The sequence below is a fragment of the Actinomadura sp. 1N219 genome (assembly GCF_044326405.1).
Classification (GTDB): domain Bacteria; phylum Actinomycetota; class Actinomycetes; order Streptosporangiales; family Streptosporangiaceae; genus Spirillospora.
Genome location: NZ_JBIRAY010000010.1, coordinates 114,628 through 138,290 on the forward strand (window position 1 = coordinate 114,628; position 23,663 = coordinate 138,290).

The following is a 23,663-nucleotide window of genomic DNA, read 5'->3' on the forward strand; positions in this document are numbered from 1 at the left end:
CCTGGGGGACGCCTGAGCCCGCACCCGGTGGGCCGGGGCGGTCAGGGGAGCGCGATCTCGGCGGGCGCGGGGTCGCTGACGGCGCCGACCGTCGGCGAGCCGTGGAGCCGGACCGCCTTGGCCTTCGCGCCGCGCGGCACGTCGAACCAGAGGTCGAACTCGGCGCGCATGAACGAGCCGACCGACAGCCGCTCCGGCTGCCGTTTGATCATGGTGGCGTTGACGTCGGGGGAGTGGGCCGCGCCGTCGGCGGTGACGAGGCGCTGCTTCCAGGTGTCGAAGACCTGGATGTCGCGTCCGGTGTTGACGGCGAGGACGCGGATCCGGGTGAACGTGCCCTTCGATCCCATCGCGGCGTGGGTGCCCATCACCTCGGTCATGCCCTCGCGGAAGCCGACGACGGTGAACGTCATGTCAGCGCTGCGTCCGGTCTTGCCCTCCGGCACGGACTCGCCTTCGCGGGCCTGCTCGGCCGGGATGCGGTAGGTCGGCGTCGTCTCCGCCTCCCTCGAACCGGAGGACCCGGCGAACGCGACTGCGGCGGCGAGCGCGGCGGAGGCGGCGACCGTGAGCGCGGCGCCCGCGAAGGAGTCCCGTGGACGTGTGGCACGGAAGCGCATGTTCGGAACGTACGACCGATCACCGCCCAGTTGAACGTCCTGTGGCGTTTCGCAACCCAACCGCAACCAGTGATGACCGAACGCCGGTGTCGTTGCGCCGGGGGACCGGCCCGTCCTGCGGCCGGTCAACGTCGCCGGGCATGCGTTGACCCGGGATCACCTTTGGGGCCGTACGAACCTTCCCCGGGCGCGTACGTTGTCTACTCGGTGATCCCGGGCCGTTCCGATCCACGCTACAGACCCCGGGCCGCGCATCGCAAAGGAAGCCGGTGGCGAAGAACGACGCGGGATCACGCGCCGGGGGCGTCCCGGAGCATGCAGGTGAGGCGGGCGGTGCAGACCCGGCGGTCCTCGTCGTCGGTGATCACGATGTCGTAGGTGGCGAGCGTCCGGCCGCCGTGCAGGCGGGTCGCCACGCCCGTCACGTGGCCCTCGGTGGCGGACCGGTGGTGGGTGGCGTTGATCTCGATGCCGACGGCGATGCGTCCCGCCCCCGCGTGCAGCGCGGCGCCGATAGAGCCGAGCGACTCGGCCAGGACGCAGGACGCGCCGCCGTGCAGCAGCCCGTACGGCTGGGTGTTGCCCTTGACGGGCATCCGTCCCACGACGCGCTCGGCCGAGACCTCCAGGAACTCCACGCCCATGGTCTTCGCCAGGTCGCCGTGGACGCCTTCGGAGAGGATCTCCGCGTCCCCTGTGTCGCTCACACTGCCCTGCCTTCCTGAGGGGAACCCCAGACCCCGGGGGCCGACCCGCGGGGGAGCGGGCCCGAAGATCCTTGCTTCCCTTCAGGTCTTCGGGGCTCCGCGAAACTGTCGTTGACGCAGACTAGAGTCCTCCTGTGGCGACGAAAGCAGCGACCCCTGACAAGCGTGACCGGCTTCTTCTGCTCGACGGGCATTCCCTGGCCTACCGGGCGTTCTTCGCGTTGCCCGTGGAGAACTTCTCGACGACCGACGGGCAGCCGACCAACGCCGTGTACGGCTTCACCTCGATGCTCATCAACGTCCTGCGCGACGAGCAGCCGACCCATATCGCCGTGGCGTTCGACCGCTCCGAGCCGACGTTCCGGCACGAGCAGTACGTCGAGTACAAGGCGGGCCGGCAGAAGACCCCGGACGAGTTCCGCAGCCAGGTCAGCCTGATCTTCGAGGTCCTCGACGCGCTGCGCATCCCGCGCCTGTCCGTCGCCGGGTTCGAGGCGGACGACATCATCGCCACCCTGTCCGTCCAGGCCGTGTCCGCGGGCATGCAGACCCTCATCGTCACCGGCGACCGGGACGCCTTCCAGCTCGTCAACGACGACGTCACGATCCTGTACCCGATCCGCGGCGTGTCCGAGCTGTCCCGGATGGACCCGGCCGCCGTCGAGTCCCGCTACGGCGTCCCGCCCGTCCGGTACCGGGAGTTGGCCGCGCTGGTCGGGGAGAGCAGCGACAACCTGCCCGGCGTGCCCGGCGTCGGCCCGAAGACCGCCGCCAAGTGGCTCGTCAAGTACGGCGACCTCGACACCCTGATCGACCGCGTCGACGAGATCAAGGGCAAGGCCGGCGACAGCCTGCGCGAGCACCTCGCCGGGGTGATGCGCAACCACCAGATCAACAAGCTCGACACCGAGGTCGGCCTTGAGCTGACGCCGCCGCAGCTGACGATGGGCCAGTGGGACCGCGACGAGATCCACACCCTGTTCGACTCGCTGCAGTTCCGCGTCCTGCGCGAGCGCCTGTACTCCACGATCTCCGCCGCCGAGCCGGAGGCCGACGAGGGCTTCGACGTCCAGCTGGACACGGTGGAGCCCGGCGGGCTCGCCGCCTGGCTGGACGCCAACGCCGGCGAGCGCCTCGGCATCGCCGTCACCGGCACGTGGGGCCGCGGCACGGGCGAGATCACCGCGCTGGCGCTGGCGTCCAAGAAGGGCCCGGCGGTCCACCTCGACCCGGCCGAGCTGATCGAGGACGACGAGCGCGCCCTCGCCGGCTACCTCGCCGACGTCAAGCGCCCCAAGGCGATCCACGAGGCGAAGGGCCCGATGCTCGCGCTCGCCGCCCGCGGCCTCGCCCTCGACGGCGTCACCAGCGACACCGCGCTCGCCGCGTACCTCGCGCTCCCCGGCCAGCGGACGTTCGACCTCGCCGACCTCGCGCTGCGCTACCTGCACCGCGAGCTGCGCAGCGAGACCGAGGACACCGGGCAGCTCACCCTCGACGGCTCCGGCGAGGAGGAGGCGGCCGAGGCGCTCGCCGTCCGCGCCCGCGCCGTGACCGAGCTGGCGGACGTCCTCGACAAGGACCTCGACAAGCGCGGCGCCACCCGCCTCCTGAACGAGGTGGAGCTGCCGCTCGTCGGCGTCCTCGCCGGGATGGAGCGCGCCGGGATCGCCGTCGACACCGACCACCTCGCCGGGCTGTCGGCGTCCCTCGGCGGCCAGGTCAAGGAGCAGGAGCAGGCCGCCCACGGCGCGGTCGGCCACGAGTTCAACCTCGGGTCGCCGAAGCAGGTGCAGCAGGTCCTGTTCGACGAGCTGAACCTGCCCAAGACCAAGCGCACCAAGACCGGCTACACCACCGACTCCGAGGCGCTCACCAACCTCCAGGAGAAGGAGCCGCACCCCGTCCTGGAGCACATCCTGCGGTGGCGCGAGGTCGCGAAGCTCAAGAGCATCGTCGACTCCCTCATCCCGATGGCCGACGACGCGGGGCGCATCCACACCACGTTCAACCAGATGATCGCCGCCACCGGACGGCTCTCCTCGACCGACCCGAACCTGCAGAACATCCCGATCCGCACCGCCGAGGGCCGCCAGATCCGCGAGGCGTTCGTCGTCTCCGGCGACTACGAGTCCCTCCTCACCGCCGACTACTCGCAGATCGAGCTGCGCATCATGGCGCACCTGTCCGAGGACGACGCGCTCCTGGAGGCGTTCGGCTCCGGCGCCGACTTCCACACCATCACCGCGTCCCGCGTGTTCGGCCTGCCGCCCGAGCAGATCGACTCCGAGCTGCGCGCCCGCATCAAGGCCATGAACTACGGCCTCGCCTACGGCCTGTCCGCCTACGGGCTCTCCCAGCAGCTGCGGATCTCCCCGGACGAGGCCCGCGGCCTCATGGAGGAGTACTTCGAGCAGTTCGGCGGCGTCCGCGACTACCTGCGCGACATCGTCGCCAAGGCCCGCCAGGACGGCTACACCGAGACCATCCTCGACCGCCGCCGCTACCTGCCCGACCTCAACTCCGACAACCGGCAGCGCCGCGAGATGGCCGAGCGCATGGCCCTCAACGCCCCCATCCAGGGCTCCGCCGCCGACATCATCAAGGTCGCCAGCCTCAACGTCGACCGCGCTCTCCGCGCCGCCGGCCTGACGTCCCGGATGCTCCTCCAGGTCCACGACGAACTCGTCTTCGAGGTGGCCCCCGGCGAGCTAGACGACCTCAAGACCCTCGTCAGCACCGAGATGGCCGGCGCCTACGACCTCCGCGCCCCCCTGAGCGTCTCCATGGGCACGGGCCAGACCTGGCAGGACGCGGCTCACTAGAAGGAAACACCTGGGGCCCCGTTCCGGTGACGAACCGGGCGGGGCTTCGTCATGTTCAGCGAACCGTTTTACCAGCGGATTCCGGACTTGGCGGGATCCGGGGTGGAGCAGGGGTGCTGCGTGGGGATCTTGGGGGTACGGGAGTGGGTGTCCATAGATGTCCTGGGGGGCCTACCCTGTCCCCGGGTCCTGTTCGGGTCGACCGGCGGGGGGTAGCGTGCCTCTGCTTCACAAGATCGCTGGAGTGGTGATCGTCTGCGCCGTGGTCCTGGGGCTGACGCTTCCCGGGGAACGGCGGGCGCGGGAGAACGCGCCCACGGCGGAGCGGGCGGGGAACGCGTCCGGGACGGCCGACGCCGCCAGTGCGGCCAAGGCGAGCGGGACGCCCTCGCCCGGCGGGTCCGGGACGCCGCCAGCGTCCGCGACCCCGACCGGGCCGATCCCGGCGGCGGCGCCCGCGGCGGCCGCCGCCAAGGCGAACGAGCTGGGCCAGGTCCCGGTGCTGATGTACCACCGGATCGTCAAGAAGCCCGAGATGTCGCTCGACCGGTCGAGCAAGGAGCTGTACGACGAGCTGACGCGGCTCGCCAAGGGCGGGTACTGCCCGATCACCGCGGGCGAGTTCGTCGGCGGGCGGTTCAACGTCCCGGCGGGGAGGCATCCCGTGGTGCTGACGTTCGACGACAGCACGCCGGGGCATTTCGCGCTCGACGCGTCCGGGCGGCCGCAACCGGACACCGCGGTCGCGATCATCCAGCAGGTCGCCCAGGAGAACCCGGGGTTCCGGCCGACGGCGACGTTCTTCCTGAACAAGGAGCTGTTCGGCCTGGAGGACGGCCCGGCCGGCGGGGCCCTGAAGTGGCTCATGCAGCACGGGTACGAGCTCGGCAACCACACCATGTCGCATCCCAATCTGGCGGGCATGTCCGAGAAGAAGGTGCACGCGGAGATCGGCGGGATGGAGGACAGGATCGTCCAGCTGACCGGGGCGCACACGGCGACGCTGGCGTATCCGTTCGGGTCGGTGCCGCGCAAGGAGAAGTGGGCGCAGAAGGACGGCGCTCGGTACGCGTTCCAGGGGATCTTCCTCGCCGGGTGGCGGCCGTCGCCGTCGCCGTTCGCCGAGGAGTTCGACCGGTGGAACATCGACCGCGTGCGCTCCGAGGGCAAGATCAAAGAGAACGACTGCACGAAGTACTGCTCCACCGCGTGGCTGGAATATCTGGACAAAAACCCTGATGAGCGGTACACCTCTGACGGCGATCCGAACACCGTGACGTTTCCGAAGACGGCCGAGGACCGGCTGGACGGGGTGTATCGCGCGCGGGCGCGAACTTACTGACGGCGCGCCGCCGACCGGATTGACCACGGGAGTTCGGTCCCATATCCTGATCGCTGCGCTGTGGGCCTGCGCGCGCTTCGGACGGAGCAGGCTCGCGCTCGGTCAGGTCGGCGACAACGGTTCGGTTCTATGACGCGGCAGCGACCGCGTCCCATTCCGGTCTTCGGCAGGGCGGATACCGGCCCTCCGCGCATAACCCATACGACTTCCATGTCCGTACCGGAGCCAGCCGACACATGACGAGCAGCACCGAGGCCACCTCGACCACCCCGCAGGTAGCGGTCAACGACATCGGGTCAGAGGAAGCCTTCCTCGCCGCGATCGATGAGACCATCAAGTACTTCAACGACGGCGACATTGTCGAGGGCACTGTCGTCAAGGTCGATCGTGACGAGGTCCTCCTCGACATCGGCTACAAGACCGAGGGCGTCATCCCCTCGCGCGAGCTGTCCATCAAGCACGACGTCGACCCGAACGACGTCGTGTCCGTCGGCGATCACGTCGAAGCCCTCGTCCTCCAGAAGGAGGACAAGGAGGGCCGGCTGATCCTGTCCAAGAAGCGCGCCCAGTACGAGCGCGCCTGGGGCACGATCGAGAAGATCAAGGACGAGGACGGCATCGTCACCGGGACCGTCATCGAGGTCGTCAAGGGCGGTCTCATCCTCGACATCGGGCTGCGCGGCTTCCTGCCCGCCTCGCTGGTCGAGATGCGGCGGGTGCGCGATCTGCAGCCGTACGTCGGACGCGAACTCGAAGCCAAGATCATCGAGCTGGACAAGAACCGCAACAACGTGGTCCTGTCCCGCCGCGCCTGGCTGGAGCAGACGCAGAGCGAGGTCCGCCAGACCTTCCTCAACACCCTGCAGAAGGGCCAGGTCCGCAAGGGCGTCGTGTCCTCCATCGTCAACTTCGGCGCGTTCGTCGACCTCGGCGGCGTGGACGGGCTCGTGCACGTCTCCGAGCTGTCCTGGAAGCACATCGACCACCCGTCCGAGGTCGTGGAGGTCGGCCAGGAGGTCACGGTCGAGGTCCTGGACGTCGACATGGAGCGCGAGCGGGTCTCGCTGTCGCTCAAGGCGACGCAGGAAGACCCGTGGCAGCAGTTCGCCCGCACCCACCAGATCGGGCAGGTCGTGCCGGGACGCGTCACCAAGCTGGTGCCGTTCGGCGCGTTCGTCCGCGTCGAGGAGGGCATCGAGGGCCTGGTGCACATCTCCGAGCTGGCCGAGCGGCACGTGGAGATCCCCGAGCAGGTCGTCCAGGTCGGCGACGAGATCTTCGTGAAGATCATCGACATCGACCTCGACCGGCGCCGGATCAGCCTGTCGCTCAAGCAGGCCAACGAGGGCGCGGCCGGAGTCGAGGAAGAGGACTTCGACCCGACGCTGTACGGGATGCCCGCCGAGTACGACGACCAGGGGAACTACAAGTACCCCGAGGGCTTCGACGCCGAGACGGGCGAGTGGCTGGACGGGTTCGACGAGCAGCGCGAGACCTGGGAGCGGCAGTACGCCGAGGCCCGGTCCCGCTTCGACGCCCACCGCAAGCAGATCGAGGAGGCCCGCAAGGCCGAGGCCGAGGCCGGCGCAGCCGAGCCCGCGGGCTCGGGCGGCGAGCGCTCCAGCGGCGGCGGTGAGACGTCCTACTCCGGCGGCGGGGAGAGCGAGTCCGGAGGCGGCGCGCTCGCCACCGACGAGGCCCTCGCCGCGCTGCGGGAGAAGCTGTCCGGCGGCCAGTGATCCATCGCTGATCCGCACCTTTGGCGCGCACACCGCGCACGCCGTCCGCGGCGGGCCCGTGATCCTGTGATCACGGCCCCGCGCGGCGGCCGGTGACGTACCGACCACGGCCGGAGAACGATCCCCCCGGGATCGCGCTCCGGCCGTGCTCGGCTGCGCCGGGTTCGGTAGCCTCGCCGTCGTCCCGAAGGTCCCTTCATCCCGAAGGTCCGCTCGCTCGTTCCCCGGAGCACATGTTCAAGTGGCCAGCACAGAGGTAGGCACGAGGCCCGGCGGCCCCGCCCCCGCCGGGCCGCCGATCGTCCCGCGGGGTCCCGCCAGGCTCGCGCTGATCGCGGTCACCGTCGCGGTGCTCGCGCAGACGCTCCGCTTCTCGCTGCCCCAGCTCGACCGGTTCGCCGACGAGGCCGGGACCGGGGTCGCCGCCGCCGGCGTCCTCGCCGTGTACCTCGCCGGGTTCGCCGCGCCGCTGATCCGCCGCGCCGCCGGCCCGCGCGGCCTGCTGATCGCGGGCGTCGGCGGGCTCCTCGCCGTCCGGCTGCTCGCGCAGGCCATCGACCCGCGCACCTGGCTGGCGTTCGCCGGCACCGCCATCGGCATGATCGCCGTCGCGGCGCTGTACGAGGGCGCCCGCGGCCTGTCCGGCGTCGGGTTCGCGACCGCCACGGTCGCCGGGCTGTCGATCGACACCGCCGTGCGGATGTGCTTCGCCACCTGGGACCCGGTGTGGCGTTCGGGCGTCGGGCCGTGGCTGACGTGCCTGGCGTTCGTCGGGCTCGGCGCCGCCGCGCTGTACCGGGAGCTGTCGTCCGGGCCGGTCGCCGCGCCCGGGATCTCCTGGCGGGACGCGATCGGCGCCGCCGCCTTCGGACCGTTCCTGGCGCTGCAGGTCCTCGTGCTGTCCAGCCCCGCGTTCGTGGCGTCGTCGGGCTGGCGGTCGCTGACCGCCGCGCACGTCGTGATCGTCGTCGGGCAGGGGCTCGCGCTGGCGTTCCTCGCGTCCGGCCTCGCCGTCCGGGCCGTGCCGGGCGGGGTGTGCGTGCTCGGCGGCACCGTCCTCGGGGTCGGCGCCGGAGCCGTCGCCGGGACGTACGCGGTCTCCGGCATCGAGGTCGTGCCGATCGTGATCCTCGGGCAGGTGCTGTCGGCGTGGCTGCTGGCGGTCGCGTGCCGGGCGCCGCTGCGGCGCGCGGGGACCGGCGGGCCGGTGTGGCGGATCGACGCGAGCGCCGCGATCGGCGGCCTGCTCATCGTCGTCGTCCTCGTCCCGTACCAGGTCAGCGCCGTGTCGCCGCTGCCGTTCCCGAACAACCTGCTGCCCGGCCTCGCCGGGATCCTGCTCGGCGCGCTCGCCGCGATCGCCGCCGCGCGCGGCGGCCCGCTGCCCGCCCGCGCCCCGCTGCGCGCCCTCACCGCGGGCGGCGCCGCGCTCGGCCTGCTCGCTGGGACGGTGGTGTTCACGCTGGCCGCGCCGGACGGGAAGGCGCAGACGGCGGCCGTCCCCGGGACGGTGCGCGTGCTCAGCTACAACATCCACGACGCCGTCGACCAGTCAGGGCGCCTCGACCCGGAGGGCATCGCGCGCGTGATCGAGGGGCAGCGCGCCCAGGTCGTCCTGCTGCAGGAGGCCGGGCGGGGCTCGCTGCTGTCCGGCACCGCCGACGTCGGCGTGTGGCTGTCGCGGCGGCTCGGCATGAAGCTGATCTGGGGGCCGGCCGCCGACGGGCAGTTCGGCAACGCGATCCTCACCTCGCTGCCCGTGCGCAGCTCCGGGACGGGCCGCATGCCGCGCGGCGACTGGTCGCAGATCCGCGGCTACGTGTGGGCGCGGCTCGGCGTCGGCGGCACCACGATGGACGTGTGGTCGACGCACCTGGAGGGCGGCGACGACAAGGCCGCCGAGCGGTCCCGCTCGATCGCCGCGCTGCTGCGCGCCTGGGGCGGCGCGCCCCGCACGCTGATCGGCGGCGACTTCAACGCCGAGCCCGGCAGTCCGGAACTGGCCGCGATGACCGAGGGCACCGACCTGCGCAGCGCCGCGATCGGCGACGACTCGTCCCCGACCAGGGCGGACGGCGCGCATGTCGACTGGATCTTCGGGTCGGACGGCGTCCTCGTCACCGAGTACGACGTTCCGGTCTCCAGGGCCTCGGACCACTATCCCGTCGCGGTGACCGTCCGGATCGGCCGCTGACCGGCCGGGGTTCGCGTCCCGCCGCTAGGGTCGTGCCCATGAGCGAAGCGAACCCCCCGGCCGCCGCCCCCGCCGCCGGGAGCGGGCTGGTGAGCGGACCGGCCGTCGCGATCGAGCGGGCCGTTCCTGACGACGCCGGGGAGATCCTGACCGTCCAGCGCGCCGCGTACGTCACGGAGGCGCAGCTTTACGGCGACCCGTTCATCCCCCCGCTGGTCGAGTCGGCAGAGCAGCTCCAGAAGGTGCTGGCCGGTGACGCGGTGGTGCTGAAGGCCGTGCTGGACGGACGTCTCGTCGGCGCCGTCCGCGCCCAGTTCAGCGACCACACGTGCCTCGTCGGACGGCTCGTCGTCGTCCCCGACCTGCACGGCCGCGGGATCGGCGGGCGGCTCCTCGCCGCGCTGGAGGCCGAGGTGACCGGACGCGCCGACGCGTGCGTCCTGTTCACCGGGCACCTCAGCGAGACGAACCTGCGCCTGTACCGGAGGCTCGGCTACGCCGAGACGCACCGGGAGCGCGTCGCGGCGCATCTCACCCTCGTCCACATGCGCAAACCCCTCGTCCCCGCCGGGAAGGCCGGCGGCTAGGGTGTGTCCGTGCTGAAAGTGGGACTCACCGGCGGGATCGGGTCGGGCAAGAGCGAGGTGTCGGCGCGCCTCCGCGAGCGCGGCGCCGTCGTCATCGACGCCGACAAGATCGCCCGCGAGGTGGTGGAGCCGGGCACGTCTGGCCTTGCCGCGGTCGTGGCGGAGTTCGGCGAGGGCGTGCTGCTTCCGGACGGCGCCCTCGACCGCGAGAAGGTCGGCCGGATCGTGTTCTCCGACCCGGAGCGGCTCGCGGCGCTGAACGCTATCGTCCACCCGCTGGTGGGGGAGCGGACGCGGGAGCTGATGGACGCCGCGCCCGCCGACTCCGTCGTCGTGTACGACGTCCCGCTCCTGGCGGAGAACGGCCTGGCGGACATGTACGACGAGGTCGTGGTCGTGGACGCGCCCGAGGAGGTCCAGCTCGACCGGCTGGTCGCCCGGCGCGGCATGACGGAGGAGGACGCCCGCGCCCGCATGGCCAGCCAGGCGTCCCGCGCGGAGCGCCGCGCCGTCGCCACGCACGTCATCGACAATTCCGGCACGCTCGACGACCTGAAATCCCAGGTCGACGCCTTGTGGGAATCCCTCACCCACCGCACCTGACCACACAGCATTCACGTCCTGCAGACGGTGATGAGGGTCGGCCATGCCGGGGAACGGAATAGACCGGCAGTTTTCCGGGAAGGCTCTCGCCGCTGATGTTCTCGATGAATTCTCGTTGTCCTTCTCCGCTGATCAACACACTGTCGTCACCCTGAGCGCGGCCGTTCGGGAGCCCGCTCAAGGTGCTCATGCTGGTGGACGACGACCTCATGGCCACGGGCCTGTTCGACCACGTCGACATCACCGGCAAAGCGCCGCGTGTCGCACCCCGCAGACGAAAGGGCCGGGGTGTTCATAATCGTGCACACCGGGTGATCAGTCTTGTTCGCTGCGAGATCCGCGAGCGAAGGGTAACCGTGTTTCCCGAGCTCCCGGCGATTGCATTGTTCTCAGTCTTCGAGCAGATCCCCGCGGGGACGGCGAAAATGGTGGAAATGGTCACCGGCACCCTGGCGGTGGCCGGTTTCGGACGTTGAGCCGTCTCGGCTGAATGGTCTAATTGCTTCACTCGCCCCATTCTCGAGGAGATGTCATGGCGCGCGTGACGCTTCGTATCGTGCTGGGAACGGCGCTGGTCGCGGGTGGCGTCGCCGCGCTCGCTCCCGCCTCGGCCGCCTACGGTTCGTCCGCCCCGAAGACGGTCATCAAGCTCAGCGTCGTCCCGCAGGCCGGCGGGCCGGGCCGCTCCGCGACGCTGACTTGCGAGCCGGTCGGCGGCGACCATCCCTACGCGGTGGTCGCCTGTGACGAGCTCGCCAAGACCCGCGGGGACGTCCAGCGGGTTCCGGGAGCGTCGGGCCGGTTCTGCCTCCCGTACGAGAGCCTGGTCGTGGCGAACGCGACCGGGTACTGGCTGGGCAAGCCGATCCAGCCATATTCCGAGGTCATCACCAATGATGGCTGTGCCGCGATCGCGCACGGCCGCGTCCTGGACTTCTGACGGCCAGACGGGCTCAGAAGGAATCGTCCAGGGGAGCTGGTGGACTTCGCGGAGGTCCCTACGGAGGGGCGTCCGCGGCCGTATTGCCAGCCGGGTGTCCCGGGCGGAGCGCCGCGGCGTCGCCGCGCACGTCGTCGACAATTCCGGGACGCTCGACGACCTGAAATCCCAGGTCGACGCCTTGTGGGAATCTCTCACCCCGCACCGTTGAGCGGGTATTGCAAAAGGTGATGGGTCTCTTTATGGGATGCTCATAATGCGGCAGGTTGAGTGATCATATTTGCATGGCCGCATTCGGACGTTTGTGCCTTCTTGAATGAATGGTGTAATCGGGTGAACCGTTCCATTCTGAGGAGATGTCATGGTGCGCGTCACGCTTCGTGTGATTCTGGGATTGAGCCTGGTCGCAGGTGGTGTCGCCGTCGCGGCTCCCGCCGTCGCGGCTCCCGCCGTCGCGGCCGGCTCGTCCGGGTCGTTGACGGAGATCAAGCTCGAAGTCGTCCCGCAGCAAAGCGGTCAGCCTCGTTTCGCGACGCTGACCTGCGATCCCGTCGGCGGCACCCATAAGAACGCGAAGGCCGCCTGTGCGGAACTCGCCCTTGTGAACGGCGACATTACGAAGGTTCCGCCGCAGACGGCCGGGTGCCTTCAGGTGTGGATCCCGGTGGACGCCGCCGCGGCCGGGACTTGGCAGGGTGTGCCGATCAAGCCGTTCTCCCGGACCATCACCAATGATGGATGCGCCAGGATCGCCTACGGCCACGTCTTCGATTTCTGAGCCTTCTGACGGCTGGGCGCGTTCAGAAGGGCGCGTCCAGGGGGAGTTGGTGGACTTCGCGTAGGTAGGCGTCCAGCTCGCCGGGCTCGAAGCGGCACATGCCCACGGCGTACCAGAATTCGGCGGTGGCGTTGCCCTCCCACTTGTAGCGGCCGTCGGGCGCCAGGGCGGCCCAGCCTTCGGCCAGGCCGAGGAGGGTGGCGCGGCGCGTGGGAGCGGTCTGGTCGGTGACGTCCCAGAGGATGATGGCGCCGTCGTCGCCCGCGGTGGCGAGGTGGGCGCCGTCCGGGCTGAACGCGACCGACCAGATGCGGCGGGTATGGCCGGTGAGGGTGTGGACGGTCTCGCCGGTGGACGGGTCCCACAGGCGCACGAGCATGTCGTCGCCCGCGCTGGCGAGCAGGTTGCCGGACGGGTGGAACGCGGTCGTCCACAGGCGGCCGGTGTGTCCGGCGAGGGTGTGCAGGGACTCGCCGGTGGACGGGTCCCAGAGGCGGACGGTGCCGTCGTTGCTGGCGCTGGCGAGAGTCTCCCCGGACGGCGAGAAGGCCACGCGGTAGACGCGGTCGGTGTGTCCGCGCAGGACGGTGGTGAGTTCGCCGGTGCGCGGATGCCAGAGCCGGACGAGGCCGTCGTCGCAGCCCGTGGCGACCAGGGCGCCGCTCGGCTGGAAGTCGATGGAGCGGACGCGGCCCCGGTGGTCGGCGAGGTTCACGATCTCGCGGCCGGTCGTCCAGTACCAGAGCCGGACGGAGTCGTCGTCGTTGGCGGTGGCGAGGACGTCCCCGGCGGGCGAGAACGCCTGCGCCCACACGTGGTCGGTCTCCGCGTGCAGCTCGCGCTCGAACGTGCCGGTCCCGGCCTGCCACAGGTGCACGCCGCCGTCGTTGGTGGCGGTGGCGAGCTGGGAGTCGCGGGTGTTGAACGCGGCGGAGGTGAGGTTGTCGGCGACGCCGCGCAGCTCGCGGATCATCCGCCCGGAGCGCGGCTCCCAGAGCCGGACCAGGCCGTCGTTGCCGCTGCTGGCGAGCATGCCGCCGTCCGGGCTGAACGCGACGCCGGTGACGCGGCGGCCGTGGCCGCGCAGCACGACGCGGCACTGCCCGGTCTCGGCGTCCCACAGGCGGGCCGTGCCGTCGTTGCTGCTGGTGGCGAGCTGGGCGCCGTCCGGGCGGAACGCGAACGGCCACACGGCGCCGCGGTGCCCGGCCAGTTCGAGTCGCTGCCTGCCGCTCCGCGGGTCCCAGAGGCGGACGGCGCCCGCGCTGTCGGCGGTGGCGAGGCGGCCGCCGTCCGGGCTGAACGCCGCCTGGTAGATGGCGCCCCGGTGGCCTTGCAGGGTGGTGCGCTGGAGTCCGTCCTCCCAGATGCGGACGGACGCGTTGGTGTCGCCGGTGACGAGGAGGTTCCCGTCCGGGTGGAACGCGATGGCGTAGACGCGTCCGGTGTGGCCGAGGAGTTCCTGCCTGATCTCGCCGGAGCGGATGTCCCAGAGCCGGACGGCGCCTTCCTGGTCACCGGCGGCCAGGAGGGAGCCGTCCGGGTGGAACACGGCCCGATACACGGCGCCGCGGTGGCCGGTCAGCTCGCGCTGCAGGGCGCCTGTGACGAGGTCCCAGACGCGCAGCGTCCCGCCTGCGTCGCCGGTGACCATGAGTGAGCCCGCGGGGTCGAACACTGCCGTGTAAACGGGCGCGGTGTGTCCGGGCAGCTCGTGCAGTAGGGCGCCGGACGCGGCGTCCCAGACGCGGATGGTCCCGTCGGCGGCGCCCGCTGCGACGAGGTCGGTGCCCGACGGGGAGCGTCCGCCGACGACGACCGGCCACACGCCTTCGGGGTGGACGGTGAAGGTGTGGGCGGTGTGGCCGGTGGCGAGGTCCCAGATGCGGACGGTGCCGTCCGCGGAACCGCTCGCCAGGAAGTTGCCGGGGGAGTCGAACGCGACCGCGTAGGCGCGGTCGGTGTGGCCCTGGAGCGTGCGCAGCGGAACACCCGTGACGGCGTCGCACACTAGGACGCCGCCGTCCTCGCTGCCCACGGCCAGGACGGACCCTCCTGGGCTGTAGGCGAGCGGATGGGGAAGACGGCTCGTCTGGAAGTGAAAGCCGTAAGGGACGCCGACCGCGGGCGGGGCGATCTGGATGTCGATGGGACGGCCCGGGGCGATCGCGGCCTCACGCAGTTCGGGCGCGTCGGCGATCCGGTCGGGGAGCACGGCGTCCACGAGGGCGGCGCGCGTCCAGCGGCTGCCGTCGACGGTGACGTCCCGCAGGTCGGCGCGGGCCAGGCGGGCCCGGGACAGGTCGGCGCCGCGCAGGTCGGCGCCGGTCAGGTTGGCCTCGTCCAGGCGCGCCCCCGCGAGGGACGCGTCTCTCAGGATGGCGCGCGACAGATTCGCGCCGACGAGCTGCGCGTCGGTGAGGTCCGCGCCCGTGAGGTCGACTTCCTGCAAGTCGCGGTAGGACAGGTCCTCGCCCTGCAGGCGCGCGCCACGCAGATCGGTGCGTGCCGGTGTGCGCAGCCGGGTCGTGATGCGGATCGCGTTGGCGCGGGCCGTGTCGTCGGCGTCGGGGTCGGCGAGCACCCCGCCCGCCCACTCCTGGCATGCGCGGGTGTCGGCGAGGTCGCAGAGGAAGTCGACGGTCAACTGGGTGAGGGCACGGCGTCCCAGCGCAGACGGTGCCTCGCCCTTGGCGAACTCGTCCGCGATGTGCCGCGCGACCAGCCATTCCATGACGGACGTGTGGATGAACCCGAAAAGGCCCTCGTCGGTGCGGATCAGCAGGCTTCCGGCGCCGACCGCGTGCGTCACCTGGTGCGGCGACATGCGTCCACCGGCGAGGCCGGTGAGCGTGTCCGAGACGTCCGCGAGCTCGGCGAGGCGCAGGAACTGCTCGTTGCCCTCCCAGAGCCGCAGCGCCAGCGTCCCCACGGCGCGCCACATGTCGTCTGCCTTCAGCCCGGACGGGCCGCCCGATCCGCCGACCCGGTCGGCCTCGTGCGCAAGCCACGACGACAGGATCTCCTGGTATAGGTCGGCTGGGCTGACGGCCCGGCGCGCCTGCGCGACCGCGCGGAGCCGCTCCTCGGGCAGATCGGCGATGAACGACAGCATCCGCGGGTTGGACGTCAGCGCCAGCAGTTCCTCGATGCCCGCCAGGAGGTCCAGGCGCGCCTCGGCCGCGCCCTCGTCCCCGTACCGGTTCAGCAGGTACGAGCGGACCTGCGGTGGCGCGAAGTCCTCCAGCCCTAGGACGCGCCGGTGCGGCAGCACGCCGACCTTCTCGCCCAGCGCGGTCAGCACCTGCGCCTGGGACTTGAAATGCTGCGTGCGGCTCGCCACCACGATTTTGGCCTTGTCCTGGGCGGCTTGCAGGAGGGTGTCGAGGTGGTCGGCTGCCTTGTCGTAGGTCATCCGTGTGACGAGTTCGTCGAACCCGTCGAAGAGCAGCACGATGCGTCCCTGGCGGAGCATGTAGTGGAACGCCTTGAGGTCGATGAGCTCCTCGCCGTGGTTGGCCAGGTGCGCGGCGACGAGACCGTCCACCGAGTGCGCCTTGTCCAGTGCCCGCAGCTCGATCAGGATCGGGATGACGTGCGGGAGTTCTTCGGGGATGCGGCGGGCCAGCTCGCGTAGGGCGAACGTCTTGCCGCGGCCGAAGTCGCCGAGCAGCAGCAGGAACCGGCCGTGGTCGGCGGCCAGCAGGCGCAGCATCTCGCCGACGACGTCCTCGTGGACCTCCGTGATCGAACGGCTCTCCTCGCCGGACGCGGTGTCGCCGCGGAGCCGGTCGAGTTCCCGGTAGCGCTGCGGGACGTACAGGCTCGGCGGATACAGGCCGCCTGCGGAGAGCCGTCCCGTCTGGGCCGTCACGTACTCGGACAGGTCGACGAGCCCCTGGAACTCGGTGAGGCTGCGCACGCGGATGCCGCGCCGCAGCGCGTCGTCCCGTAGTGAACGGGCCGGTGCGGGCCCCAGGTACACCAGTTCGGACCCGTGGTCGGTGCCGTCGGCGTGCACATGGCGGACGAACGCGTCCACGTCCGCCTGAGTGACCTGACCCACGTGGGCGCCGATGCGGTACTGCCGGACGAACCCGTCCTCCAGGTGGGTCAGCAGCAGGTGCGGCGGGTCTGCGCGGCTGTCCTCGCCGGGCGGCGGGACGATGCGCCGGATGGTCGCGCGCTCGAACCGCGTCTCGCATGCCTCCGTCAGACGGTCGAGCAGCCGCGCCGTGGGGTCGGGCACGGGGTCGACGGCGCCGTTCGCCCTGGGGCCGATCTCCGGAGTGGGCGGGGGCGGCGGGGTCTCTGCGGCAGGCGGCGGGAACGTTCCCTGGACACTCGACCACGACACTTCGAGCCGCTCTGGGCCGCGCCGTTCGGCGTCTTCTGGAATCCACCTGTCCAGGCCGTCGCGCCGCATGACCACGATCTGGTGCCGTCCAGGGCCGAGCGCAGGAACGGACGGGACGCCGTTGCTCAGCAGAGGAACGGCGCCCAGTTCCGACTCCCTCCCCTGGAAGAACAGGTTGAGGTGTCCGCTGAGCAGCATGTCGATGGTGTCGGGGTCGCGGAGTGCGCCCGGCTCACCGGCGATGGGCGTGTGCTCGATCGCGCCTAGGCGGAGCCATCCTTCGTCCTCGAAATGACGGAGGCGCTCGTTGAACCAGGCCGCCTGCGCCCGTCCGACCCGTCCGTACCGGTCGGCCTCGCGGTGGGTCTGCGGCAGCGTCGAGTTGAGTCCGGCGACCACGACCCGCAGATCCGGGATCGGGAACAGCGTCCACGGCTGCGCGCTGTCGAAGATGAGCGCGTCGATACCCTGGTAGAACTCCTTGAACAGCCCCGCGTAATGCCGCCATTTCGGCCAGTACGGCGGCTGCGGCTCGATGTCGTCGGCCTCGCAACTGGAGAAGTACGCCTGGCACGCCGCACGGGTCACGTCGTGCGTGCCGGGGACGACCACGACGCGCTGCGCCTCCAGGCCCAGCAGCGCGCGCAGGCTCGTCAAGAACGAGAGCGCCTCGGCGAACTCCTTGCGGCTGCCTGAATGGGTGATGTTGCCGGTGACGACGAGCAGTTCGGGACGCGGCACACCGGAATCGGCCAGCCGCGTCACGTCGCTCCAGATGCGGTCCTGCAACTCGGTGGCCGTGGTGGGTTCGCCGGGTTCGGCGAGCGTCCGCCCGAAGCGGGGGCCCGAGACGTGCAGGACGCTGAGGTGCTCGCGCGGCTCGTCGCGGTCCTCGTCGGAGGCGGGGAACGCCGGCGCGGCCACGGGCGCCCGCCGGGTGGGCCGCTCCCCGGCCGGATCCGGCCGCCCGCCGCCGTCCTCGCGTCCCTCAGCCGCCTCCAGACGGCCCGGAATCGGCGGCCGGGACTGCGGGAGGGCTGGGCCCGGTCCGGGGAAGCCTGGGCCGTCCTGAGGACGCGCATGGCCGGCGAGGGCCTGGTCGATGCGCCGCATCAGCAGCCCGCGCGCCTCGTCCGGGTCGCCGATCCCGACCAGGTCCACGTAGGTGATCGTGGACAGCAGCCCGTCGATCGGGCAGTCCTCGATCCGGACCGTGACCAGCTTCCGGGCGGGGTCGTCCGGGTCGGCCCGCAGCGCCGCCATCCACTCCAGCCGCCCGTACCTGGAACGCAGGTAGTTGCGCGACAGCACCGCGACGACGGCCTTGGCCTCCGACAGGCCCCGGTCCATGAAGTCGATGAAGTTGGTGCCGGGCACGAAGTCCCACGCCTGCATCATCGTCCGGTGCCCGGCGGCCTCCAGCTGCCAGGCGATCCAGGACGCCCACCGCTCGTCCGCGGGCGAGTAGCTGATGAAGAAGTCGGTCGGACGCTCCTGCCTGGCGTTGTGTCGGGGCTCGCCGGGGGGTGTCATGCCGCCCAGTATCCCGCGCCGGGACGGGGAATTCAGCGCGGCGTGCCGCCTAGAGGATCACGTCGTCCGGCGCTCTGGGGGCGCTATGGGATCATGGCGCGGTGTCAGCCCGGATCGAGATCGTGCGCCGCGCGGCGCGCTCCCTAGGCGCTCTCGACTGGATCCGTATCGGCGTCCTCGTTCTCGGCGTCGTCTTCGTCGCCACCGGCCTGCTGCCTGCCGATACGGCCCGTTCGAGCGTCGGACGGGTCGCGCCGCTGCTGCTGTTCTTGTTCAGCGTCATCATCCTTGCGGAGCTGACCAAGGAGGCCGGGGTCTTCGACGCGATCGCGCAGCGGCTGGCGCGGGCCGGGCGCGGGAACTACGTCGCGCTGTTCGTGCTATGCGTGGCGTTCGCGTCGTTGACGACCATCTTCCTCAACCTCGATACAACAGCTGTGCTGCTGACACCGGTGATGCTGGCGCTGGCGGCGCGCGCGCGGATCGCAACGCTGCCTCTCGCCATGACCACTGTGTGGCTCGCCAACACCGCGAGCCTGCTGCTGCCGGTGTCGAATCTGACCAACCTGCTGGCCGCCGACCGGGTCGCCCTGGAGACGCGTGAATTCGCAGCGCGCATGTGGGCGCCGCAGATCGCGGTCCTGGCCGTCACGATGGCGCTGCTGTGGGCGTTCTACTGGCGGCGGAGCATGCGCGGTGCGGACGCCTACGACCCGCCGGAGCCTGCGCCCGTCAAGGACCGCGTGCTGTTCTCCGCCACCGGGCTCGCCTGCCTGATCTTCATCGGCGCGATCCTCGCCGGCGTCCACACCGGCGTCCAGCTTGGAATCGCCGCGACCATCCCGGCCGCCGTGGTCGTCGTGGTCTTCGCCGTCCGCGACAGGGCGGCGCTGCGTCCCGCGCTGATCCCGTGGCAGCTCATGGTGTTCGTCACGGGTCTTTTCCTGGTCGTGCCCACGCTCGAACGGTTCGGGCTGGACGACGCCATGCGCGCCCTGGTAGGCGGGGACGACGGCGTCGCGGGCGCGTTCCGGGCCGCGTTCTCGGGCGCGGGGCTGTCGAACGTCCTCAACAACCTGCCCGCCTACGTGGCGGGTGAGTCTGCTGTGCCCGCCTCTAACAGCGACCAGCTCTTGTCACTGCTTATTGGGACGAACGTGGGGCCGGTCATCACTCCGTGGGGTTCGCTGGCCACGCTGCTGTGGTTCGAGTGGTGCCGCCGCTGGGACGTCCGGGTCCCGATCCGCAAATTCGTCCTCACGGGGACGGTCCTTGCCGTCGCGGGCTGCGCGGCCACCGTCCCGGCCTTGCTGGTGACCAGTTGACGGTTCCGCTAGGCGACATGGCCGTTCTTCGCTAGGCGACGTGGCCGTTCTGGCCGCCGCCCAGCCGCGTGCAGATCTTCGTCGTGGTCTCCAGGAGGCGGTCGAGCAGTTCCGGACGCGCCGCCACGAACCCCAGCTCCGATGCCGGACGGTCGATGCCCAGCTCGTACGGGCGTCCGTCCAGGCGGCGCAGTTCGGCGCCCGCCTCCGCGGCCAGCAGCGCCCCGGCCGGGAGGTCCACGATCTCGGGCAGGTAGCCGACGATCCCGTCGATGTCGCCGCGCGCCAGCATCGTCCACGCCACCAGCGGCGCCCATAGCTGCAGCATCCGCGCGCACCGGTCCTCCAGGGCCGAGCGCATGGCGAACGCCACGGGATCGCTCGACTTGACCTGATGGCCCTGCGTCCACGCCAGGACGGGGTTCTTCTCCCGTCCAGGACGCGGACGGTCTGCGAGCGTCAACGGCTTACCGTCCGGCCCAATGGCGCCCCACCCGCGCACGGCGGACCACGTCCGTCCCGTCACCGGGTCGTGGACGACGCCCAGAACGGGCTCAGCGCGTGCGCACAACGCCAGGCCCACCGCGTACACGGGCATGCCGATCGCCACGTTGTTGGTGCCGTCCAAGGGGTCGACGAGCCAGACCATCTCCTCGCCTGGCGCACCCTCCAGGACGCCTGACTCTTCGGCAATGATGCGATGCCCCGGATACGCGTCCCGCAGCACGCCGACGATCAGCTCCTCGGCGGCCGTGTCGAGATCGGTCACCACGTCCCCGCCCGTGCCCTTGACGCGGATGCCCAAGGGCCCGTCCACATTGGCGCTGAGCAGTTCGCCCGCCGCCTCGGCGGCCGCCACGGCCACCCGGCGGGCCGCCGAGAGATCGACGGGAAGGGCCGGTGACGGGGTCATGGATCTCATCGGGCCTTTCCAGCCGGATCTGGCGCGGACGGAGCCCACACGCGGGAAGGATGAGCTGTGGCGATGCTGCGGGCAGAACTCCGCAAGGCGCGCACCGTGTCGGCATGGTCGGACCGTGAACGATGCACCCGGTGCGTGGGTGTGTCCAGAGGGCCGAGCGACAGGTCGCCGCCGCCGGGCGTCTGGCGGCCTAGGGCGACCGTAGCGGCTTCCTTGCCGTCCTCTATGAGCGTGGTGTGGAACACACCGGCCGGCAGGGTGTACGACTCGCCTGTCCGGTGGGCGCTGGAACGGCCAGGGGAGTACTGGACGGCGCGTCCCGTGGCCCTCAGTTCGTCCACGTCGCCCTGGCTTACGACCTCGAAAATCTGCTGCGTCGCCTCTGCGGGCTCCTCGTCGGTGTTCGTCCGTATGTCCATCCGGACGTTCCGCACCGTCCCGTACAGGACGAAACTCAGCAGATCCCAACTGTGGCAATGCACCAGCGACGTGGTGGACGGCGCCGGACGCACCTCTGGCGTCCAGATGTGCAGGCACACGCCGAAATCGCCGTCGCGCTCCACGGGAAGGCACACGAACCCCAGAGGATGCCGCAGGGCCGGCACAGGGGAACGGCCTGCCGCGACGTCGTCCAGGACCCTGCCGGCCCAGGCGGGCAGCGTCCGCGCCGCGGTACCGGCGTCGATCTCCCGGCGGATCTCCTCGTACCTCACTCGGTCACCAGTTCACGGTCACTCGTAGGGGTCCCTCGCCCGCAGCGCCTTCCGGATGATCTCGATCACGTCGCGGTCGGTGTAGCCGTGCGCGAGGTCGATCCCGATCACCTCGAAGAGCTTGCGGACCTCCTCGACGGTCGGCTCGTCGTCCAGCGGCGCCAGCCGCGCCTGCTCGACGGGGACGCGGCGGGCCTGGTCCAGGCTGGTCTGCAGCTCCGCGCTGACCCAGCTGTAGTAGAACTTGTTGCTGTCGACGACGAGCGCCTCGCCGCGCGGGTCGTCGCGCGTGACCACGACCCGCGACGACGCCAGGTCGTAGCGCAGCGTCGTCATCGTCCGCGCGAGGCCGATGTCGATGTCGAGCATGGCGAACCGCTGCTTGTGCCAGCACGCCGCCAGGAGCGTCGCGTACGCCTCCTTGCGGGTGCGCTCCAGCGTCCACGGCTCGCCCGTCGCGTCCGGGCCGTCCGACACCGAACGGCGGTGACGCGCGTACGCCTCGCAGACGTCCACGTCGGTGGGGTCGAGGATCTCCAGGCGGAACAGCAGCGTCCGGCGGTCTCTGCGCGCCGCCGCCACGCACTCGGGCAGCGTCCGCGCGCGGATGTAGGTGCCCGTCCCGCCCTTGAAGAACCAGCGGTCGGTGTCGCGGCGTGCCTCTTCGAGCACCTGCGCCACCTGCGCCCCGCTGATGACGCGGACGACGGTGGTCTCGTCCAGAGCCCGCTTGGTGTCGGACAGGACGTTCTCGAACGCCTCGATGTGGCTCAGCCTGCCGCTCAGCTCGTCCAGCGTGGACGAGGACGCCCGCAGCGTGTCGCGCACCTCCGCCTCGACGGGGATGCGGCGCCCGCGGTCCCGCAGCACCGACGTCGCCAGCAGGCCGATCACCGCGAGGATCGCGCTGTTGGTGATCTCCGCCTCGTTGTCGATCTGCACGCCGAGGCCGATCACCGCGACGACGACGGCGAGGATCAGCGCGATCACGGCGTCGGCGTTCTTCCCGAACCAGTTGGTGAAGCGGGTCATGTTCTGCGGTTACCCCGTCCTGGGTCGGCGCCGGGGGGCGCTTCGGGGCGCGGTTCGTGGGCGCGGGGACGTCCCACTCGAACAGCACGGTCGGCGCCGTCATCGTAACCACAGCACCCGGAGCGCGGGAAAGCCCACGGATAGGGGCAATCGCGTGCCTTGCGGTGATGTCGCCCACCGCCGGCCTGTTCGTCGGCCGTGTCCCTCTCCGACCAGGACGACCTTTGCTACCCGCCGGTCGCTATAGGCTTCGTCGCATGCACGTGCGGGGCTGGTGGTCGTCCGCGTGGCCTGCGCGACGGTCACGCGCGCTCGACATAGCCATAGCCGTGACGCTGGCCGCGGGCGACGGCTGTTTCCTCTGGTTCGTCGACCAGGACTTCTGGCTGCCGCCGCCCGTCGTCGCGGTGTGCAGCGTCATCCTGGGCCTGGCCACGGTGGTGCGGCGCGTCTACCCGGTCGGCCTCATGCTCTTCCTGCTCGTCTTCGGCACGATCACCGGGGCGGGCGCGTTCGCCGCGCTCGTCATCCTGTACTCCCTCGCCGCGTACACCACGTCCCGCAGGACGGTCGTCGCTCTCACGCTGATCGGATACATCAGCTCGCTCGCCTTCCCAGGGCCGACGTCGTCGAACGAGTCCTTCCCCGCGCAGGCCATATTCGGTGTCGCGTTCGTCGCCGTGCCCGTCCTGCTCGGCCTCTACATGGGCGCGCGCAAGCAGCTCGTGGTCTCGCTCCAGGAGCGGGCATCGCGCCTCGAACGGGAACAGCACCTTCTCGCAGAGCGCGCGCGGGGCGAGGAACGCACCCGCATCGCCCGGGAGATGCACGACGTGGTCGCCAACAGGATCAGCGTCATGGTCGTCCACGCCGGGGCCCTGAGAGCCATCGCCGTCCGCGACCCGAGCCGGGCCGCCGAGACCGCCGGCGTCATCGGGGACATGGGACGGCAGGCGCTGGAGGAGCTCCGCCACGTCATCGGCGTCCTGCGGCAGGGCGAGGAGGCGCTGCCCCAGGAGGCCGTCACCCTGGCGCACGTCCGGGAACTGGTCGGGCAGTCCGGTGCGGCGGGCCTCCGCGTCGACCTGTCGATCCGCGGGGACGAGCGCCCCATGCCCGCCGCCGTGGGACGGACGGTCTACCGCCTCGTCCAGGAGGCGCTCACCAACGTCCACAAGCACGCCGGCGCCGCCGACACCCGCGTCGGGCTCGACCTGCTCCCCGAGGCCATCGAGGTCGAGATCGCCAACGACCCGCCCACCGCCCGCCCCGAGCACCGCCTGCCGAGCGGCGGGAACGGCCTGGTCGGCCTCCGCGAGCGCGTCACGGCCCTCGGCGGCAGCTTCGAGGCCGGGCCCCGCAGGGGCGGCTACGCCGTCCGCGCCAGGATCCCGCTGCCCGCCTCCTGACATTTGCCCCCCGACCAGCGGGGATACGGAATGTCGG

At 71.1% G+C, this 23,663-nt stretch carries 17 protein-coding genes; 11 read left to right on the top strand and 6 right to left on the bottom strand.

Annotation, left to right across the window (positions count from 1 at the left end; genetic code table 11):
- Window positions 1-41: 41 nt before the first annotated feature.
- Window positions 42-620 (bottom strand): DUF4352 domain-containing protein, encoded by a 579-nt coding sequence (locus ACH35V_RS27740; RefSeq protein WP_395976499.1) that lies wholly within the window; start codon window positions 618-620, stop codon window positions 42-44.
- Window positions 621-910: 290 nt separating this feature from the next.
- Window positions 911-1,264 (bottom strand): PaaI family thioesterase, encoded by a 354-nt coding sequence (locus tag ACH35V_RS27745; protein WP_395977053.1) that lies wholly within the window; start codon window positions 1,262-1,264, stop codon window positions 911-913.
- Between the two features lie 197 nt (window positions 1,265-1,461).
- On the opposite strand from ACH35V_RS27745, the gene polA reads away from it, so the two are divergent.
- The 9 genes from polA (at window position 1,462) to ACH35V_RS27790 (ending at window position 12,335) form a co-directional block, all read left to right on the top strand.
- Window positions 1,462-4,152, top strand: coding sequence for a DNA polymerase I (gene polA, locus ACH35V_RS27750; RefSeq protein ID WP_395976501.1), 2,691 nt, complete (start codon window positions 1,462-1,464; stop codon window positions 4,150-4,152).
- A 217-nt stretch (window positions 4,153-4,369) separates the two neighbouring features.
- A complete protein-coding gene (locus ACH35V_RS27755) occupies window positions 4,370-5,494 on the top strand; it encodes a polysaccharide deacetylase family protein (RefSeq protein ID WP_395976503.1) in 1,125 nt (374 codons plus the stop codon).
- Window positions 5,495-5,730: 236 nt separating this feature from the next.
- On the top strand, window positions 5,731-7,233 hold the full coding sequence (gene rpsA / locus ACH35V_RS27760; RefSeq protein ID WP_395976505.1) for a 30S ribosomal protein S1: 1,503 nt from the start codon (window positions 5,731-5,733) through the stop codon (window positions 7,231-7,233).
- Window positions 7,234-7,474: 241 nt separating this feature from the next.
- The gene (locus ACH35V_RS27765) at window positions 7,475-9,427 is read left to right on the top strand and encodes an endonuclease/exonuclease/phosphatase family protein (RefSeq protein ID WP_395976507.1); all 1,953 of its coding nucleotides are present in this window, start codon (window positions 7,475-7,477) and stop codon (window positions 9,425-9,427) included.
- Between the two features lie 38 nt (window positions 9,428-9,465).
- The gene (locus tag ACH35V_RS27770; RefSeq protein WP_395976509.1) at window positions 9,466-10,014 is read left to right on the top strand and encodes a GNAT family N-acetyltransferase; all 549 of its coding nucleotides are present in this window, start codon (window positions 9,466-9,468) and stop codon (window positions 10,012-10,014) included.
- Between the two features lie 9 nt (window positions 10,015-10,023).
- Window positions 10,024-10,617: a dephospho-CoA kinase gene (coaE, locus tag ACH35V_RS27775; RefSeq protein WP_395976511.1), complete on the top strand. Its 594-nt coding sequence runs from the start codon at window positions 10,024-10,026 to the stop codon at window positions 10,615-10,617.
- 194 nt (window positions 10,618-10,811) lie between these two features.
- Entirely contained in the window at window positions 10,812-11,093 is a 282-nt protein-coding gene (locus tag ACH35V_RS27780; protein ID WP_395976513.1) for a hypothetical protein, read from the top strand.
- A 65-nt stretch (window positions 11,094-11,158) separates the two neighbouring features.
- Window positions 11,159-11,557 carry an SSI family serine proteinase inhibitor gene (locus ACH35V_RS27785; protein WP_395976515.1) on the top strand — a complete coding sequence of 133 codons (399 nt, stop codon included), beginning with the start codon at window positions 11,159-11,161 and terminating at the stop codon, window positions 11,555-11,557.
- A gap of 361 nt (window positions 11,558-11,918) precedes the next feature.
- The gene (locus tag ACH35V_RS27790) at window positions 11,919-12,335 is read left to right on the top strand and encodes an SSI family serine proteinase inhibitor (protein ID WP_395976517.1); all 417 of its coding nucleotides are present in this window, start codon (window positions 11,919-11,921) and stop codon (window positions 12,333-12,335) included.
- A 22-nt stretch (window positions 12,336-12,357) separates the two neighbouring features.
- Here the strand turns inward: ACH35V_RS27790 and ACH35V_RS27795 are convergent, their stop codons facing one another.
- Complete coding sequence (locus ACH35V_RS27795) at window positions 12,358-18,225, bottom strand: TIR domain-containing protein (protein WP_395976519.1); 5,868 nt, start codon at window positions 18,223-18,225, stop codon at window positions 12,358-12,360.
- Window positions 18,226-18,326: 101 nt separating this feature from the next.
- On the opposite strand from ACH35V_RS27795, the gene ACH35V_RS27800 reads away from it, so the two are divergent.
- On the top strand, window positions 18,327-19,550 hold the full coding sequence (locus tag ACH35V_RS27800; protein WP_395976521.1) for an SLC13 family permease: 1,224 nt from the start codon (window positions 18,327-18,329) through the stop codon (window positions 19,548-19,550).
- Window positions 19,551-19,581: 31 nt separating this feature from the next.
- Here ACH35V_RS27800 and ACH35V_RS27805 read toward each other — a convergent pair whose 3' ends face one another.
- Genes ACH35V_RS27805 through ACH35V_RS27815 form a run of 3 tightly spaced genes read right to left on the bottom strand, consistent with a single transcriptional unit; the run spans window position 19,582 to window position 22,217 of the window.
- Window positions 19,582-20,463 carry an inositol monophosphatase family protein gene (locus ACH35V_RS27805; RefSeq protein WP_395976523.1) on the bottom strand — a complete coding sequence of 294 codons (882 nt, stop codon included), beginning with the start codon at window positions 20,461-20,463 and terminating at the stop codon, window positions 19,582-19,584.
- Window positions 20,464-20,468: 5 nt separating this feature from the next.
- The gene (locus ACH35V_RS27810) at window positions 20,469-21,185 is read right to left on the bottom strand and encodes a hypothetical protein (protein ID WP_395976525.1); all 717 of its coding nucleotides are present in this window, start codon (window positions 21,183-21,185) and stop codon (window positions 20,469-20,471) included.
- An 18-nt stretch (window positions 21,186-21,203) separates the two neighbouring features.
- The gene (locus ACH35V_RS27815) at window positions 21,204-22,217 is read right to left on the bottom strand and encodes a hypothetical protein (protein ID WP_395976527.1); all 1,014 of its coding nucleotides are present in this window, start codon (window positions 22,215-22,217) and stop codon (window positions 21,204-21,206) included.
- Between the two features lie 257 nt (window positions 22,218-22,474).
- Between ACH35V_RS27815 and ACH35V_RS27820 the strand changes: the two genes are divergently transcribed.
- A complete protein-coding gene (locus ACH35V_RS27820) occupies window positions 22,475-23,626 on the top strand; it encodes a sensor histidine kinase (protein ID WP_395976529.1) in 1,152 nt (383 codons plus the stop codon).
- The last annotated feature ends 37 nt before the right edge of the window (window positions 23,627-23,663 follow it).